The organism is Bacillus sp. AP50 (genome assembly GCF_040492675.1).
GTDB classification, from domain to species: domain Bacteria; phylum Bacillota; class Bacilli; order Bacillales; family Bacillaceae_G; genus Bacillus_A; species Bacillus_A cereus.
The window spans coordinates 1-16,642 of record NZ_JBEUTW010000166.1 but is presented as its reverse complement, the minus strand read 5'-3'; the positions used below and the strand labels follow the sequence as shown (position 1 = coordinate 16,642).

Here is a 16,642-nt window from a genome sequence, read left to right as displayed (position 1 = left end):
TTATTGAGGAGAGCGATATTTATATGCAGTTATATTTTTATAATGAAAACTTCAGAAATATAATAAATCAATATACATTTTCAGAAGAGCAGCTTTGTTATACAGGTTTACCTAAAAAGCTTGTAAAACTATCGAGTGAGGATTCAAATCGGCATTCAATTTTAGCTATGAAAGATAATGAGCTTGTAACGTTTTTTGTTTTACATAAAAATGACGGGGTTAAACCATATACAAATAATGAAAACTCTATTTTAATAAGAGCATTTTCAACAGATTTTCACCATCAAGGGAAAGGATATGCAAAACAAGCTTTAAAGATATTACCTGACTTTGTCCGAAATAACTTCTTAGGTATAAATGAAATTATTTTAGCAGTAAACGTTAAAAATGTAGCTGCACAATCTTTATATAAAAAATGTGGTTTTTGTGATAATGGGGTTAGAAGGATGGGGCGGAAAGGTGAATTAATCATAATGAGTTACAATTTATAAGAATCATTCTTAGAAGTGGGGAAGAAAGATAAAGAAAAATGAAAAATTTCGAAAAGAAAGCCCCTGTATCAATCATCAGGAGCTTTCTTATAATTTAATTTTGGAATTAAGCTTCTTTTCATTATTTTTTGCTTACTTATTATCTGGAGTTAATGAATAAAGAAGTTTTAAATGTATTAAAAAGTTATTTTATTTCCCACAAACCAAAATAGCCTCCCGCAAACGAGAAATACCTTCCTCAATTTGATCAATATCCACTTTTCCATAAGATAAACGAATATAACCATCTTTCGCGCCGAAAATACTACCTGGCATAAAAGCAATTTCTTGTTTTAAGCTTTGCATAATAAGTTGCTTTTCATTTATTGGTTCTTTTAATTTTCCCCATATGTATATACCACCAGTCGGGTTTGAAAAAGAGATTTTATCATGAAGTTGCTCGTTTAGGGCGCGAACGATAACGTCTCTTTTTTCTGCTAATTGTTTTCGTAACGGTACGATATGAGAATGAAATGGTACAGTTTCGAAAAATTGTTGCATAAGCCACTGCGGGAATATGCTCATACCTAATTCCATTTGGTGCCTTGCGTCGGATAACCTTTCTACTACGGATTGCGGAGCGACGAGCCAGCCGACTCGTAATCCTGGGGCAATCATTTTTGATAAAGAATGTACATAAATGACTGTTCCATTTTCATCAATCGATTTTAAAGTAGGGCAAGGTTGTTTCTTTTCTAGCGTAAGTAAACTGGACGGATCATCTTCAACGATCGCAATTCGTAAGTCTGCACAAAGTGATAATAGTTTTTTTCTACGGTTTGGATGAAGCATCGTTCCCGTAGGATTTTGGAAGTTTGGATTTAAAAAGATCATTTTAATACGGTGTTTTCTATATAACTCCTGTACATCATCTGGGTTAATCCCATGTTCATCGACAGGTAATGGGAAAATACGAATACCTGCTGATTGGAATAGAGGCAGGGAATAACAGTGTGAAGGACTTTCGAAAGCAACAGCATCACCTGGATTTAATAAACATTGTACGATCAGGTGAAGTGCTTGCTGTGCGCCAGATGTAATCATAATGGATTGCTCAGTTGCTTCAACTTTTAAATATTCCCTCATATATTTTACAACCGCTTGTCTCAGCGGAAGATAGCCTTGTGGATGATCATAACTTAATGAATGTGTTAACGGTTGTTCTCGTAAAATTGTTTGTAGTTGATCGTGTGGGTAGAGATTACAACCGAGTTCTCCGTTTGCGAAATCAATAATATTTTCATTTTGTTGTACTTCTGCCCGAATATGGCGAAGTAACGGTAAGTTTGGTAAGAACGTACCGCCTTCTACGAAATTTCTCCAGTTCGGCGTTAATGTTGGAGAAACGCCCCACATATGTGTACTTACACGTGTACCTTTACCAGTCGTACTTTCTACAATTCCCATAGCACGTAGTTCGTTATAAGCAGTCGTTACTGTACTTCGGTTTACATTTAACTGTGTAGCTAATTTTCGTTCGGAAGGTAGGAAGCTTCCTGGAGGAAGTTCTCCGTATGTAATACGTTTTTCAATAAAGTCAACAACTTGCTGATAAATAGGGATTTTACTGTCACTATCTAGCTTCCATTCCATACAAACGCCTCCGCATCTCTTATATACATTCAGTATAACAAATTGGCTGGGTAAAAAAACAGCCAATTGGACGGTGTTATATCCAGCCAATTTTACTATGCTAAATATGGAAGGGGAGATTCGGATGAAACGATGGCAAATGGAATGGCTCCTAGTATCTGTTGCATTAGTATGGGGAGCAAATTATACAATAGGAAAGTATGGCGTGGCATATATGTCATCCATTCAATTTAATAGTTTACGATTTTTAGTAGCATCACCGGTATTATTACTTATTACTTTTATGATGGAACGCTCATTACGTATTGAAAGAAAAGATTGGTTACGATTAGTAGCAGTCGGCATCGTTGGAACGACAATGTATCAAACGATGTTTATGCTATCTGTGAAATATACTTCAGCAACGAACGCTTCATTATTAATTGCAATGTCACCTATTTTTACAGGGATATTAGCAGTATTGCACAAACAAGAACGTTTTTCGATGAAAGTACAAATTGGTTCAATCGTAGCCTTTATTGGTGCAGCATTCGTTTTATTAACAGGACATACAGGAGGAGCTACTTACGAGTATGCGTGGCTCGGAAATATAATTGGATTAGTCGCAGCAATTGCGTGGGGATGGTATCCAATTTTAGCGCAACCACTCATTACAAAATACTCCGCAATGAGAGTTACATCATGGTCTACTTTAATTGGAATTGTACCTCTCGTTATATACTGTTTACTCAATGTAAACACACTAACGTGGCCAGTAGATATGCCAAGCTGGGGATCACTAGCATATTCAATCGTCTTTGCGACCATATTCGGACTTGCAATGTGGTATGTCGGTATTAGTAAAATAGGCTCAACGAAAGTAATGGTTTATATGTATCTTGTGCCATTGTTTGCAGTGATCTTTGCGGCAGTAACCATTGGAGAGCAAATTAATTTGATGCAACTAGTTGGCGGGCTTATTATCTTCATCGGTTTATATGTTGTAAAAAAAGGTGGAATCAAAAAGCCAGCTCTCAATTTGAAAAAAGTAAGTTAACAGTAAAAAGGATCTCTTTCATATAGAAGGAGATCCTTTTTGTTTTTGTAATAAAAGCGCTTGTTCAACGGCCCATTTTTGATGATCGTGTATGAGAAGCTCTATAGCATACAATGGAGACATCCACCTTAGAACATGATCCTCCTCACAGTTTTCAGTTTGTTTCTGCACCATATTCGCAATATAAAAAAATCCATCGTTTAAATAATATATATCTTCCTTTTCTGCATAAAAATATCGAGCCGCATTACCGATATACTGATCAATTTTAATTGCCCATCCTAATTCCTCTAGTAGTTCACGGTGCAAACATTCTTCTTTTGTTTCATTACCTTCCATACCGCCACCAGGTAAAAAGTAACGGTCTCCTTTTTGGATAACAGCAATCTTTGAAGAAGATGATTGAAAAATAATCGCATAACAACTAGGCCTTAATGTATAATGAACGTTAATTTTTTTAGAGCCAAATGTGAGTTTTGAAATCATAAAACACGACCTTTCTCTATAAAATACATAAAAGGAATATTAAGGTAAACGTAGAATTGTATAAGTATAATCTTAACAGATTGGAGTGATAACAACATGATAAATCGAAAATGTTCAAGATGTAAAGAAATAACAGGTACGATGCACGGTGGTAAAAAAATTAAGGAAGAATTTCTATGTGAAGACTGTTTGCAAAAAGGAATTGAGAGCGGGGAAATCGAATTATCACAAGTGGAACAAGAAAAAACCTCGTATCTTTCTATAAAGATATTAAAAATAACGAGTGTTATTTATTTAATAGTATCAATTATAACTGCTTTTTCTGCTGGAGCATTTATACAAGATCCAGGGCTTGGTGGAATATCTTTTTCAATAACAGGTACAGTTGGTGTTATGATAATTGGATCCATATTCCAGTCTGTTCTTGTATTTTGCGGGATATGGGTATTCATCCTATTAGTAGAAACAGTCATTAAAATTTATGAAAAAATGAAGTGAGTGAGAGGGAGAAACATATGCGAGTAAGAAATATCCAAGGGGAAGATTATGTAAAGATTCATTCAGTTTTAAATGAATGGTGGGGCGGGAGAGACATGGTTGCCATGTTGCCAAAACTGTTTTTTGTTCACTTTCAAGAAACGAGTTTTATCATTGAAGAAGAGGGCGAAACGTTAGGTTTCTTATGCGGATTTTTTTCACAAACATATAAAGATGAAGCATACGTTCATTTTATCGGTGTAAATCCGAAGTATAGAAGAAGAGGAATCGCATCGACATTGTATTCTTATTTCTTTGATGTCGCTCGTGCAAATAATCGTAAAGTTGTAAAAGCAATTACGTCACCAACTAATAAAAAGTCGATACAGTTTCATCAAGAAATCGGTTTTCGAATTGAGGCTGGGGATGATGAGGTAGAGGGTGTATCGGTACATACAAATTATGATGGGAATGGCGGGAGTAGAGTTTTATTTTTGAAACATGTGTAAAAGTAGGCTAGCACAAAGTTATCCTTTTTGTTGTGAGGAGCTAGAAATATGGAGAGTAAACAAAGTAGAAATGAGTATTTAAGACGCATACATAAGGTTCAAGATTATATAGAAACAAACATAAATGATGCACTTTCAATTGAAGAGTTAGCAGATGTAGCAGGATTTTCAAAGTTTCATTTTCATCGGATTTTTAAAGGAATCGTAGACGAGTCGTTATCTCGGTATGTGAATCGCTTGAAGTTAGAAAGGGTAACAAACCTTCTTACATATCGCCCGGATATGACGATTACGGATATCGCTTACCATTTTGGTTTCACCGATTCAGCAGTTTTCTCTCGTACATTTAAAAAGTGTTACGGTGTAAGTCCGTCTCAATATCGAAATGACAATAGCAAGAATTGCAAAGACGTAAGGGGAATTCCTCAATACAATGAATGTAAGAAGGTTCGAGGAAATGTTGAAATTGTAACAGCGGATAATATAAACGTCGCATACATAAGACATACAGGTACATATGAAGAGTTAGCTATAGCTTTTCCAGAAATGATAGAAAAATTATTTCGTTACGCGGCGAAGAAAAACTATCATGTATTTGAGGATACGAAAGTATTAACCATTTACCACGATCATCATGAATTTACTGAGGACTATCATTTAAGAACAAGTTTATGTATAACAATTCCGGATGCGTCCGCAGTAGAAACGAGTGATATTGGAATAATGATAATACCTTCAGGCAAGTATGCAGTAGGACATTTTGAAATATTCCAAGATGAATATAAGGGAGCGTGGGACTTTATATATGGTGAGTGGCTGCCAAATAGCGGATATAAACCGAGAGACTCGTATCCTTTTGAAGTATATAGAAATGACCCAAAGCAGCATCCAAAGCATAAACATATAGTTGATATATATGTACCTATCGAACCTTTTTAATTACAGGTTAAAGGGGAAAGAATAATGAAAACTGCTGAAAAGTTAGATCAGATTATAAAAGAAGAATATGAAAATATGAATGGTATGTTAGTAATGCAGAAAGGTAATGTTATTTTTGAAAAATATTATAACGGTTACGGTCCAGATGATGCATTTCACATAGCGTCAGTCACAAAAACGATAATCTCTGCGCTAATTGGGATATGTATAGATAAGGGCTATATAAAAAGCGTTGATCAAAGAGTAATAGAATTTTTCCCGGAATATAATGTTAATTCATCTGAAGTAACAGTAAGCCATCTTCTAACGATGACAGCTCCACATCCATTCGTAGACTGGCAGGAACCGTTAGAAGAACTATGTACACAACAAGATTGGATACAATATACGTTAAATAGGATAGGAAACGGCGGAGAAATTGGATCTTTTAAATATTCATCTGCAGGAGCTCATATACTATCAGCGATCATAACGAACGCAATAGGAAAAAATGCGCGTGAATTTGCGAATGAATACTTATTTCAGCCACTCGGCATGAGAGAAATTCCAAACTATAATATGAAAGCATTTGGATTTGATGACTTATTCGGAAAAGATGTGAAAGGATGGGTTCACGATCCAAATGGTATTTCGACGGGCGGCTGGGGACTAACGTTAACGGTTAGGGATATGGCTAAGTTTGGACAGATGTATTTGAATGAAGGTATTCATAATGGAAAACAAATACTATCAAAATCATGGATAAAAGAATCAATAGCGATGAATTCAAATCAATATGGTTACTTATGGTGGTTACGAGAAGAAGAGGGTGTCTATTCATATTGTGCAATGGGTGATGGTGGGAATATGATTTGTTGTATTCCAGAGAAGGAATTGGTGGTGGTGATGGCTTCTGAAGTTGTGCCAGAAATAAAGGATAGATGGAGATTAATCAAAGAGTATATACTTTTAAAAGAGTAATGGTGAACTTGTAGAAAAATTTAAACGCTCCCCGTAACTTTCCTCAATAAAAAATCGTTAAACATTAGGAAGGGTTATTAATCACGAATGGGGGAGAACCATGAAAATTCTAATTCTAGGCGGTACACGATTTTTAGGAAGAGCATTTGTAGATGAGGCTTTACAGAGAGGGCATGAAATTACGTTATTTAACCGAGGAACAAACAAAGAAATTTTTTCTAATGTGGAGCAGTTAACCGGTGACAGAAATAACGATGTATCAAGTTTAAAAAATCGAACGTGGGATGTTGTCATAGACACATGTGGATTTTCTCCGCATCACATTAGAAATGTTGGAGAAGTACTTAAAGATAATATTGAACACTATATATTCATCTCAAGCCTTTCCGTATATAAAGATTGGATTCCGCATGACATAAAAGAAGACTATATATTACAACCTGAACCGACGGAAGAGCAAATAAAGGCTGTAGAGAATGGTGAAATATCTCCTTATGAGCATTATGGTGCGCTGAAAGTATTATGCGAAAAAGAAGCAGAGAAGTATTGGCCGGGGCGTGTTTTACACGTAAGAGCAGGACTTCTTTCAGGAATGTTCGATTATACAGATCGACTTCCATACTGGATCGGGCGTGTAGCAAAAGGAGGTAACGTGTTAGTTCCAGGAAGAAAAAATCGTCCAGTGCAGATAGTTGATATAAAAGATGTCGCGAGATTTGGACTCAACATGGCAGAAAATAATAAAGCAGGTACATTCAATATAACAGGTCCGAATGATGAATTGACGATGGAAGAGCTGTTAAATACGTGTAAAAAAGTTACGAATAGCGATGCTGAATTTGTTTGGGTAGACGAATCGTTTATGAGTGAACACAATGTGCAGCCTTGGACAGAAATGCCTTTGTGGATTCCAGAAACTTTCCCATTAGATGGTGAGACGAAGCCGTGGAGAGGCGGGTTTTCTATTTGTATCGAAAGTGCGGTTAATGAAGGGCTTACTTTTAGAAGAATAGACGAGACAGTTACAGATGTGTATGAGTGGATGGAGAGTACGGAAGAATGGGAATTAAAAGCAGGTATTTCAGGCGAGAGGGAGAAGGAATTGTTAGAAAGATGGTATCAATAAATTTAGCGGAGTTCTTTGAATATGCTTGATTGCACATAAGGAGGAAAAGGTGATGTGGAAAGACACCATTCACAGTATCTCATCAAATTTAAGCTTGAAAAACCCAGCTACGAAGGATGAACTTACTGATATACAAAAATGTTTACATGTGGAGTTACCGAATGATTTATATCAATTATTACAGGAAACAAACGGTATAGAAGGTGAATACGGTGACTTTATATGGTCTGCTTCAAAAATTAAAACTGAAAATATGAGTATGAGAAATATAGTTGATTTTAAAGATTTATACATGCCTTTTGACTGTTTATTATTTTTTGCTGATGGGGGAAATGGTGATTTGTTTGGCTATTCCATTTTGAATGGAAAAGTACAAAGAGATGATATATATGTATGGAACCATGAAAATGATAGTAGAACGTGGGTTGCTCCTTCTTTAAAGACTTTTATGGAGTGGTGGGAGAGTGGAAAGATGATAATTTAAATATAGTATCAAAAAAAGTGCCTTGTTACTAAAGAAACAAGGCACTTTTTCACGAATAATTAATCTACCACTCAATCGGTTCTTCTCCGTACATCTCCCATAGCTTAGGAAACATCTTTTTTAAACCTTCTTCATCGTCTTCATTCCAGTCAAATTCAAAATCTACATCGTCGAATTCTTCATTAGATAAGACATGGTAAAGTGTAAAGTAAGTATCATCTTCGTCACCAGTTTTTTCTGCATATACAGTGAAACCGAAATATAAAGAAAGTTCTTCTATTTCTGGGACGTCATACTCACTCAAATTTTCTAATACAGGAATTAATCGTTCTGGATCTTCAATACAAGCTTCGTATGTCTCTTTTCCTTGATATAATAACCATCCGCGGAAGTAATCGAAAGTATCATCTGAACAACCACCCATAATAATATAGGCTGCTGCCCATAAACGGGAGGTATAGGAATCTTTCAAAAGACGATGCATATGCGTATCAAAAGCTACAATTTCATGTACTGTACGTTTAGCAAGGTGGGAAGTAAGCCATTCTATTTGTTCTTCTTGGTCTTCACCTTTCGTTTTTGCACGATTAAGTAGTTCCCAAAATTCTTCTTCTGTTATCGTTTTTTCTTTTATGAAATCTTCCCCAGGCAACGGGTCTGTATATCCCTTTTTACGTTTGGAAGCAATTAGTTTGTTAGCTTCTTTCATACATTCTTCTTCTGTTTCAAACTCTTTCGCTTTCACACTGCCAGCTGTGCCGATTTTTCCGTAAAACACAACATAGTCTTTTTCTTTCACAACGATTTTCCAAAACTTATTTGATTTCTCAGTTTGCTGGATTAATAACGTTTCCATCCGTACCCCCATAATGTTTTCTAGTGTGCAATATGATTGTAACATATGTATATACACTTGTAATGATGAAAAGTAATGGTTCAGAAAATTAGGAAATGATTGAATGAAGTGAATAAATTTAGTAACCTTATTTGTACAGCAATTACATAATTGTTTTGTAATAATTCAATATTTGTATAAGGGGGGCGTTAAGATTGGATCTTACGTTTAAAGTAGAGGAAACATGTTTTAATTACCGCGTCGGAGCAATTTGTAAACTGGATAATAAAATACTTATTCTTCAAAACAAAGGGGAACATTATTGGTATGTACCAGGCGGAAGAGTGAAAATGCTAGAAAATAGTGAGGATGCGTTACAACGAGAACTTGCAGAAGAACTAGGTGTTCCTATTAAAGGGAAGAGATTAATATGGTCAGTAGAAAATTTCTTTACACTTTCTGAGCGAAAGTTTCATGAAATTAGTTTTTATTATGAAGTAGAGCTACATGAGTTACCTGCGAGTGGAGCGGATCAATATATTTTGGAAGAAGAGGGTAGAACGTATTTGTTTAGATGGGTGCCAGTAGAAGAACTGCATACATATAACTTACAGCCTGCATTTATAAAAGAGAAAGTAAAGGATGTATCAGTTCACACAGAACATATCGTATTACAAAAGTAAACGTATTACAAAAGTAAACGTATTCGGAGGAGAAAACGGTGAAGGGGACTAAAAAAGAGGTACATATAAATGACAAAGTAATTCGTTACACACATATCGAAAAAGGTTCTAGTACGGTTTGTTTTATGTTTTCAGGTTCAGGATACAATTATGATAAGCCGTTATTTTATTACGCAACGATGTTAATGCTTGAACATAAAATAGATGTTGTACATATTCATTATTCTTATGATGGACAATTAATGAATAAACCAATGGAAGAAGTAACGAAAGTAATGATGGATGATATTAATCCTGTAATAAATGAAGTATTAAAAGATGAGCAATACAACGAGACTATGTTTTTAGGGAAGTCACTCGGAACAATTCCGATTGCAAATGATTTAATGAAGAGAGAAGAATTCGTGCAGTCAAAAATGATACTACTTACACCTTTACTGACGTTTGATACAATTTTTGATTCTATCTTACATAGTCGACACGAAGGGTTTTTAGTTATTGGGGATAAAGATCACCAATACAATGCAGATCAAATTGATCAGTTATATAAAACGAATTTACAGATTGAAGTTGTCAAAAATGCAAATCATTCTGTAAATGTTGGGGGATATGAAACGGAAAATTCAATTGAGGCTATAGCGAAAATAATAGGAAAACTTAAAGAAGTTGTTAGGACAAACTAACCTATTAATACATGCAAAAGAGGTGCGAATTGCACCTCTTTTACTTTAATAAGCCTTCAAAACATGAAGTAAATAATCCTTACGATTCAGCAGATTATAATCAACACGTTTTCGAGTAGGGAAGGGAGCCATAAGTTTTGTGAAACCAGCTGGCTTCGTTGTAAATATGCCTTCTCCTTCTGTAAATGAATGTAGTATTCGTTTGAAACTCTCTGTTTTCGCAACAGGTAATGATCCTGTTAACTGATAAGAATTGTTATTGAATATAGGCTCTGCAAAAGTTGCTGGAACGGCAGCGAGCTTATACATTGCGGTACTAATTGCTTGCTCCGGTACAGTTAATTCAAACGCATTAACTGGTTCATATACATATGTTGCAGCTTGTTTTAAAGCATCCATTAAAACGAGCGGTGTTAAGTTTCTAAAGTCACTCGCTGTTGTAACAGGACTAGCATAACCAGTATGTGTTAACGTGACGATAATATCTGTAACTTCCCACCCATATAATCCTTGTTTTAACGTTTGAAATACCGTATCTTCAATCGCTTTATGAAATGCTAAAGGTAGTGAGCCGAGCTCAACACCTAATTTATATGTTATACCGCAATTAAGTTCACCACGTTCAACTTTGAATCCGATTGTTGCGTAAAATGGATTCTCTTTTTCACCCATTACTTCAACAGAATTGCCTACGCCAATTGGTTTCTCGATACATACAACTCGCGTATTTGAAAAATTAACCTGCAAATTATATTTCTCATAAAGTGTTGTTTCAATTACTTCTTTTTGTACCTCACCGAAAAGGCGAATATATAGTTCATTATGAACATCGTCTTTCCAAACTTTAATGAGCGGATCTTCTTCACATAGTTCCATAAGAACAGCGTATAAATTATGAATTTGCTCTTTAGGTACCGCATCAATGGCAGCTTCCATTTGTGGTTCGGCAAAGTGAATATCTTTTATATAATCCGTACGTTCACCGATAATATCACCAATTTTAATATCATTCAGCCCCCACACTTTACAAAACTCACCGCTAGGAACGGTAGAAGTTTGAACGGTATCTCCATTATGAAATAGGCACATTTTTTTTATCTTTTCTTTATGGAATAGAGACTTACTGCGCTGTATATTAACATATTTTCTAACATGTAAGCTACCTGAAAAAACTCTTATATAAGCAACCTTTTCTCCAGAAGGTTCACGTTCAATTTTAAAAACAACACCGGATAATGGTTCCTCTTGTGCCGATGTAAGAGCTGGAATGAGAGCCGGAAGTTTTTCAAGAAGTTCTGTTACGCCCATACCAGTCATTGCTGAACCGAAAAAGATTGGATACACATTCGCTTGCTGTATTTGCTGTTCTAGTTTTTCTCTTAATAGTGCGTCCGGTATTATTTCGTTATTTACATATGATTCAAGTAATGATTCATTAAATGGTGCTAACAGTTCCATACAATCGTCATATGATTTGTATTCAATGATCCGGGCTTCTTTCGTTCCTTCGTTTAGAACAGAATAGAAGGGGAATGCTTCATTTGAAAGAACCTCTTTTATTTGTTTCATAACTTTTTCATTGTTTGCGCCACTACGATCAATTTTATTAACGAATAAAATAGTCGGTATGTTTAGTTTCTGTAATGTTCGCATTAAAATTTTTGTTTGTGCTTGCACACCTTCAACGGCAGAGATAACTAAAATCGCACCGTCTAGAACGCGGAATGATCGCTCCACTTCAGCGATAAAATCAGCGTGTCCAGGTGTATCAATGACATTTACTTTTACAGCATCAATAAAGAAAGAAACGACAGATGCTTTAATCGTAATTCCGCGTTGTCTTTCTAATTCCATTGAGTCAGTTTGTGTATTACCACTATCTACTCGGCCAATTTCTTTAATCACATTCGTTTCATAAAGAATACGCTCAGTCAAACTCGTCTTGCCAGCGTCTACGTGCGCGACAATCCCTATATTTATTGTTGTCATTTGTGAATATCCTCATTTCATTTTCCATTTTCAATTCCTCATTTCTATTTGTATATTGCCGCATTATCAATCACTCTCCAGTTCTTTAAATTAGTATTATTATAGTGCAATTAACATTATTTGTAACGCTACAAAGCGCCTTAATTTGGAAAAAATAAAATGAAAACAAAATGCTTGCATTCTAAATCGATATAGATTATATTAATTGACATATCAACTATTGATACATCAAATGTTTTTATTTTGATTGTAAAGGAGGGTTAATTTGACAAGTTCATGCTCAAAAGAAGCGATTATTTTATATAAATTACACTTTCTAAATAAAGAAGTAAGTTCGAAATTTGAAGGGTGTACGGGTATGAGCCAGTCTCGATTAGAGCTTATACTTCAGTTATATGAAGTAGGTGAAATTAGTCAAAAAGCACTTCAACAAGAAGTGAATATTGATAATGCTGCGATAACAAGGCATTTAAAGCAGCTTGAGGCCAATGAAATGATTGTAAGACGTAAAAATCCAGATGATAACAGAATTACGTTAGTTTCTCTTACTGAAGAGGGACGAAATAAAATTCAAGCATTTCAAGAGGAAAAAGAACGTTTTGCAGCATCTGCATTTAAAGGATTAAGTGAGGAAGAACGCGATAATCTTTTAAATATGTTAAATCACATTCAAGAAAATATAAAAGAATTATAAAAAAGGGAGAATACAACTATGACTAACTCAGTAAAAACAAATGATTTTAACGAAATTTTAACAGGACGTCGTTCAATTCGTAAGTACGAACCTTCAGTGAAAATTAGCAAAGAAGAAATGACAGAAATTCTTACAGAAGCAACACTTGCACCATCTTCAGTAAACATGCAACCATGGAGATTCGTAGTGATTGAAAGTGACGAAGCGAAAGCAACACTTGCGCCACTTGCAAAATTCAATCAATCTCAAGTAGAAACATCTTCAGCAATGATCGCTTTATTTGGTGACTTAAACAACTTTGATAACGCAGAAGAAATTTATGGTACAGCAGTAGAGCGTGGACTTATGCCAGCAGAAGTAAAAGAAGATCAAATGAAAAAACTTTCAGCTTACTTCTCTATGGTTACACCAGAAGTAATGAAAGATACAGTATTAATTGACGGTGGTCTTGTAGCGATGCAATTTATGCTAGCAGCTCGTGCGCACGGTTATGACACTTGTCCAATTGGTGGATTTGAAAAAGACCAAATCGCAGAAGCGTTTGGACTAGATAAAGAACGCTACGTACCAGTAATGCTAATTTCAATCGGGAAAGCTGCTGACAGTGGTTACCAATCAGTACGTCTTCCAATTGACAAAGTTGTTGAGTGGAAGTAATCTAATTAGGTCATAGAAATATATGGAATATGAAAGGGGAAACACCATGATTATTATTCACGCAATATTTCAAGTAGACCCAGCAAAACAACAAGCATTTTTAGAAGAAATTCAGCCACTCATTCATGGTTCAAGAGAAGAAAGTGGAAATGTATCTTATGACTTATATAAAGATACAGAAAAAGAAAGTGTTTATACGATGGTAGAAGTATGGAAAGATGAAGCAGCAGTTGCGAGCCATAATACGAGTGAACACTTCACATCTTTCGTTAGTAAAGCAGCACAGTATTTAACTGCTCCATTAGATATAAAAGCTTATAATGGAGAGTTAGTGAAATAATAAGGTAGAAAAGATGACTTTAGCGTATAGCTGAGGTCATCTTTTTTGTATAAGTAGAACCTACTTTCGACACAGTTGTGTTGAAAGATAAGTATTGCTTTCATATTCAGTAATAGCAGTGAATTACGTGTTAAATTTGAACATTCGGTTTATTAGAATATTTTTCCATGTTATAATTTTCTTGAAAATACAAGGTAGAGGGGAGTAAGTAATGGGAGAATTTCAAAGTAATTTGCATACGGCAACGCAACTTGCAACGAAAATGAGAAATGCTTCAGATAGAATGCAAAGTGCTACTAGTCGCTCTATAAATAAGGCAACGCGTACGACACTATCTGTGAACTTCCAAGCACAAGAGGCAAATCAACAAAATTTACAGATCACGAAACAATTTTGTACTGCTTTTCAACAAACAATTGATAATATCCATTCCGTAGCAAATGAATTTGAGAAAATGGATACTGGACTTCAAAAGACTTTTCAATAATGTAACAACCTATGTAAAGGGGAAAAGGTAGGGAGAAAAGATGAGTCAAGAAATTGAAACGAGAATCAGTCAATGTAATCAAAAATTACGAATTATATTTGAAGAACAAAATGAAAACCGAATTGCGCTGCAAAATCAAGAACGAGCTGAGGTTAGTTTTCATGAATGGAAAAATAGAAGTAATCGTTTATTTAACCGAATACTAGAAACTTGGCACGGCGACAAAGAAGTGTTTCACCTTTTTACGAATATGCGGCAAGAAATCGGACAGTATGAAAGAAAACTTACATTCGAATTAGAAAATGAAAAAGAGACGTTGCTTAAAGAAAAACGGCATCTCAGTGAGAAAGAAAACGACCTTTCCTATGAACAGCAGCAACTACAAAGGGAGGCCAATACATGAGTTTAAACATGTATTTGGGAGAAATACAAAGTCAAACTCAAAGTATGAACGCTATATGTAATGCTACGATTCAAAGTATGGAACAAGCCATTCAATCTATTGATGCATTTGCGATAGACACAGTATTACAAGGACAAACATACAGTAGTGCAAAAGCCTACCTTGTCCAAACATTTCGGCCATTAGCGCAAGGAATCATATGCTTATGTGAAGAATTAATTCGCCAAAATGAAGCATTTCCAAATGAGTTCCAAGCGAAAGTTGCTTCGACAGATGTGATTGAACAAGAAATAAGAGAACAAATAAGGGGAATTAATCAATCGATTACAAGTATAGAAGCAATAGAAGTACTTACACCAATGCCCGGAGTAGGTGCAATTGTAACGGTATTAGGTGCAATGAGAAAAAAACTGGAAGAAAAACTAGAGCATTTATATGAATTCAATCATTCATCCAGCAACAACTACAGCACCGCTCTCCAATTAGCAGCTAGCATCACAGCCGGACTCGCTGAAGTGCAAAGCGGGAAAGGATTTAGTCCTGTGAGTGGGACGTTTAGTACACAAAGGTTGAATATGGATTGGGTGAGTTCGATTCAGGGGATTATAGAAGAAACAGCTCGAAAAAACGATCAGTCAATTAAAGATATAGAAACAAATAACATAATTGAGGAGAAATCTCCGGTTAGAAATGCTTGGGACGGTGCGGCAGACGGTATAGTTAGCACGTTTGAAACAGCGAAAAAGATGTGGGAAGCTATTCAAAGAGGATCGGGGAAAGCTATTGGTGATGAAATCGAGTCCGCAATAGCTTTAAGTAATATGGACATAGGAACTTTTATTAATGTAACCTATGCACTTTTCCATTTGGATGAAACTGCAAAAAATATGTGGCATGCATTTTCAAATAAAATAAAACGAGATATGATAGAGGGAGATGCAGAGAGTCGTACAGAATTGACTACCTATGGATTAACACAAATAGCTACCACAATATTAGGCGATAGGGCACTAAATAAAGTAGGCCATATCACAAAAGGAGCAAAAGCATCAAGTGGAGTAAGTACATTTGCTAACGCAGTAAAACTAGCAAAAGAATTGCAGCCTACGCTTGAAATGTTACAATCATTTAAGAGAGAGGCTTCCTATGCATTCTCTAGTGTTGGTGGAACTATTTGCGAAGTCTAAAGATGGTAGTAAGGGTAAAACTGGTGAAATAGCTAAGGAATCTAGAAAAGTAGCCCAAACATTAGAAGCAGCTAGAGCACAACAACGTACGGTAATAGAATCAGTAGAAAGTGGCGAAGTAGCTTTAAAAACAACGAAGCGTAAAGGAAATTATGGTGAAATGAAGATGGATGACTTTTTTGAAAGTCAAACATATACTAGAATTAGTGATGATCGTGTATTAACATTAGATCAAAAAGTTGTTAAGGGAATAGATGCTGTATATGAAAATTCATCTCCGCCACCTAAGTATGTGATAGCGGAGGCTAAGTATAACACATCCAAATTAGGAAAAACAAATGATGGTAAGCAAATGAGTGAAGATTGGATTCTTGGAAGTGAAAGGTTAGATAGTACTTTGTCAAAAGAAAAAGCAGATGAAATTGTGGAAGAGATGTTGCTGAATCCAGAAAATGTTCAAAGAATTGTTATTCAAGTTATGCCTGACGGAACGATTGTGAAGAAAATTCTTGAAGTATAAAAGGTGGAAAAGAAATTATGCTAA

At 35.4% G+C, this 16,642-nt stretch carries 19 protein-coding genes and 1 pseudogene; 16 read left to right on the top strand and 4 right to left on the bottom strand.

Going from position 1 to position 16,642, the window contains the following annotated elements; translation table 11 throughout:
- The first annotated feature begins 23 nt into the window (after nucleotides 1-23).
- Nucleotides 24-491: a GNAT family N-acetyltransferase gene (locus ABWK52_RS14445; RefSeq protein ID WP_001177777.1), complete on the top strand. Its 468-nt coding sequence runs from the start codon at nucleotides 24-26 to the stop codon at nucleotides 489-491.
- Between the two features lie 189 nt (nucleotides 492-680).
- On the opposite strand, the gene ABWK52_RS14440 is transcribed toward ABWK52_RS14445, so the two are convergent.
- A complete protein-coding gene (locus tag ABWK52_RS14440; protein WP_000454941.1) occupies nucleotides 681-2,123 on the bottom strand; it encodes a PLP-dependent aminotransferase family protein in 1,443 nt (480 codons plus the stop codon).
- 124 nt (nucleotides 2,124-2,247) lie between these two features.
- On the opposite strand from ABWK52_RS14440, the gene ABWK52_RS14435 reads away from it, so the two are divergent.
- Complete coding sequence (locus ABWK52_RS14435) at nucleotides 2,248-3,159, top strand: DMT family transporter (RefSeq protein ID WP_000832985.1); 912 nt, start codon at nucleotides 2,248-2,250, stop codon at nucleotides 3,157-3,159.
- An 18-nt stretch (nucleotides 3,160-3,177) separates the two neighbouring features.
- Here the strand turns inward: ABWK52_RS14435 and ABWK52_RS14430 are convergent, their stop codons facing one another.
- Nucleotides 3,178-3,645 carry an NUDIX hydrolase gene (locus ABWK52_RS14430; protein ID WP_000624001.1) on the bottom strand — a complete coding sequence of 156 codons (468 nt, stop codon included), beginning with the start codon at nucleotides 3,643-3,645 and terminating at the stop codon, nucleotides 3,178-3,180.
- 96 nt (nucleotides 3,646-3,741) lie between these two features.
- On the opposite strand from ABWK52_RS14430, the gene ABWK52_RS14425 reads away from it, so the two are divergent.
- The 6 genes from ABWK52_RS14425 (at nucleotide 3,742) to ABWK52_RS14400 (ending at nucleotide 8,140) form a co-directional block, all read left to right on the top strand.
- On the top strand, nucleotides 3,742-4,143 hold the full coding sequence (locus ABWK52_RS14425; RefSeq protein WP_000610500.1) for a DUF3980 domain-containing protein: 402 nt from the start codon (nucleotides 3,742-3,744) through the stop codon (nucleotides 4,141-4,143).
- Between the two features lie 17 nt (nucleotides 4,144-4,160).
- Nucleotides 4,161-4,631, top strand: coding sequence for a GNAT family N-acetyltransferase (locus tag ABWK52_RS14420; protein WP_098541981.1), 471 nt, complete (start codon nucleotides 4,161-4,163; stop codon nucleotides 4,629-4,631).
- A 48-nt stretch (nucleotides 4,632-4,679) separates the two neighbouring features.
- Nucleotides 4,680-5,570 (top strand): AraC family transcriptional regulator, encoded by an 891-nt coding sequence (locus ABWK52_RS14415; protein ID WP_098541979.1) that lies wholly within the window; start codon nucleotides 4,680-4,682, stop codon nucleotides 5,568-5,570.
- A 24-nt stretch (nucleotides 5,571-5,594) separates the two neighbouring features.
- Nucleotides 5,595-6,530: a serine hydrolase domain-containing protein gene (locus ABWK52_RS14410; RefSeq protein ID WP_098340865.1), complete on the top strand. Its 936-nt coding sequence runs from the start codon at nucleotides 5,595-5,597 to the stop codon at nucleotides 6,528-6,530.
- Nucleotides 6,531-6,630: 100 nt separating this feature from the next.
- Entirely contained in the window at nucleotides 6,631-7,656 is a 1,026-nt protein-coding gene (locus tag ABWK52_RS14405) for an SDR family oxidoreductase (protein WP_098541976.1), read from the top strand.
- Nucleotides 7,657-7,708: 52 nt separating this feature from the next.
- Nucleotides 7,709-8,140, top strand: a complete 432-nt coding sequence (locus ABWK52_RS14400; protein WP_000265342.1) for an SMI1/KNR4 family protein — start codon at nucleotides 7,709-7,711, stop codon at nucleotides 8,138-8,140.
- A 64-nt stretch (nucleotides 8,141-8,204) separates the two neighbouring features.
- Here the strand turns inward: ABWK52_RS14400 and ABWK52_RS14395 are convergent, their stop codons facing one another.
- Nucleotides 8,205-8,996, bottom strand: coding sequence for a DUF4240 domain-containing protein (locus tag ABWK52_RS14395; RefSeq protein ID WP_000449109.1), 792 nt, complete (start codon nucleotides 8,994-8,996; stop codon nucleotides 8,205-8,207).
- Between the two features lie 194 nt (nucleotides 8,997-9,190).
- Between ABWK52_RS14395 and ABWK52_RS14390 the strand changes: the two genes are divergently transcribed.
- Nucleotides 9,191-9,658 carry an NUDIX hydrolase gene (locus ABWK52_RS14390; RefSeq protein ID WP_000366240.1) on the top strand — a complete coding sequence of 156 codons (468 nt, stop codon included), beginning with the start codon at nucleotides 9,191-9,193 and terminating at the stop codon, nucleotides 9,656-9,658.
- 38 nt (nucleotides 9,659-9,696) lie between these two features.
- Nucleotides 9,697-10,341: an alpha/beta hydrolase gene (locus ABWK52_RS14385; protein WP_098541972.1), complete on the top strand. Its 645-nt coding sequence runs from the start codon at nucleotides 9,697-9,699 to the stop codon at nucleotides 10,339-10,341.
- Between the two features lie 45 nt (nucleotides 10,342-10,386).
- On the opposite strand, the gene ABWK52_RS14380 is transcribed toward ABWK52_RS14385, so the two are convergent.
- Nucleotides 10,387-12,330, bottom strand: a complete 1,944-nt coding sequence (locus tag ABWK52_RS14380; protein WP_098541970.1) for an elongation factor G — start codon at nucleotides 12,328-12,330, stop codon at nucleotides 10,387-10,389.
- Nucleotides 12,331-12,595: 265 nt separating this feature from the next.
- Between ABWK52_RS14380 and ABWK52_RS14375 the strand changes: the two genes are divergently transcribed.
- The 6 genes and pseudogenes from ABWK52_RS14375 (at nucleotide 12,596) to ABWK52_RS14350 (ending at nucleotide 16,618) form a co-directional block, all read left to right on the top strand.
- Nucleotides 12,596-13,024 (top strand): MarR family winged helix-turn-helix transcriptional regulator, encoded by a 429-nt coding sequence (locus ABWK52_RS14375; RefSeq protein ID WP_000204172.1) that lies wholly within the window; start codon nucleotides 12,596-12,598, stop codon nucleotides 13,022-13,024.
- 18 nt (nucleotides 13,025-13,042) lie between these two features.
- The gene (locus ABWK52_RS14370; RefSeq protein ID WP_098541967.1) at nucleotides 13,043-13,681 is read left to right on the top strand and encodes a nitroreductase family protein; all 639 of its coding nucleotides are present in this window, start codon (nucleotides 13,043-13,045) and stop codon (nucleotides 13,679-13,681) included.
- Nucleotides 13,682-13,727: 46 nt separating this feature from the next.
- Nucleotides 13,728-14,021 carry a putative quinol monooxygenase gene (locus ABWK52_RS14365; protein WP_058839139.1) on the top strand — a complete coding sequence of 98 codons (294 nt, stop codon included), beginning with the start codon at nucleotides 13,728-13,730 and terminating at the stop codon, nucleotides 14,019-14,021.
- Nucleotides 14,022-14,232: 211 nt separating this feature from the next.
- Nucleotides 14,233-14,508 (top strand): TIGR04197 family type VII secretion effector, encoded by a 276-nt coding sequence (locus ABWK52_RS14360; protein ID WP_000503641.1) that lies wholly within the window; start codon nucleotides 14,233-14,235, stop codon nucleotides 14,506-14,508.
- A gap of 40 nt (nucleotides 14,509-14,548) precedes the next feature.
- The gene (locus ABWK52_RS14355; protein ID WP_000076595.1) at nucleotides 14,549-14,911 is read left to right on the top strand and encodes a DUF3958 family protein; all 363 of its coding nucleotides are present in this window, start codon (nucleotides 14,549-14,551) and stop codon (nucleotides 14,909-14,911) included.
- A pseudogene (locus ABWK52_RS14350) lies at nucleotides 14,908-16,618 on the top strand (T7SS effector LXG polymorphic toxin). The gene ABWK52_RS14355 and the pseudogene ABWK52_RS14350 overlap by 4 nt, the downstream one beginning before the upstream one ends.
- Nucleotides 16,619-16,642: the final 24 nt, after the last annotated feature.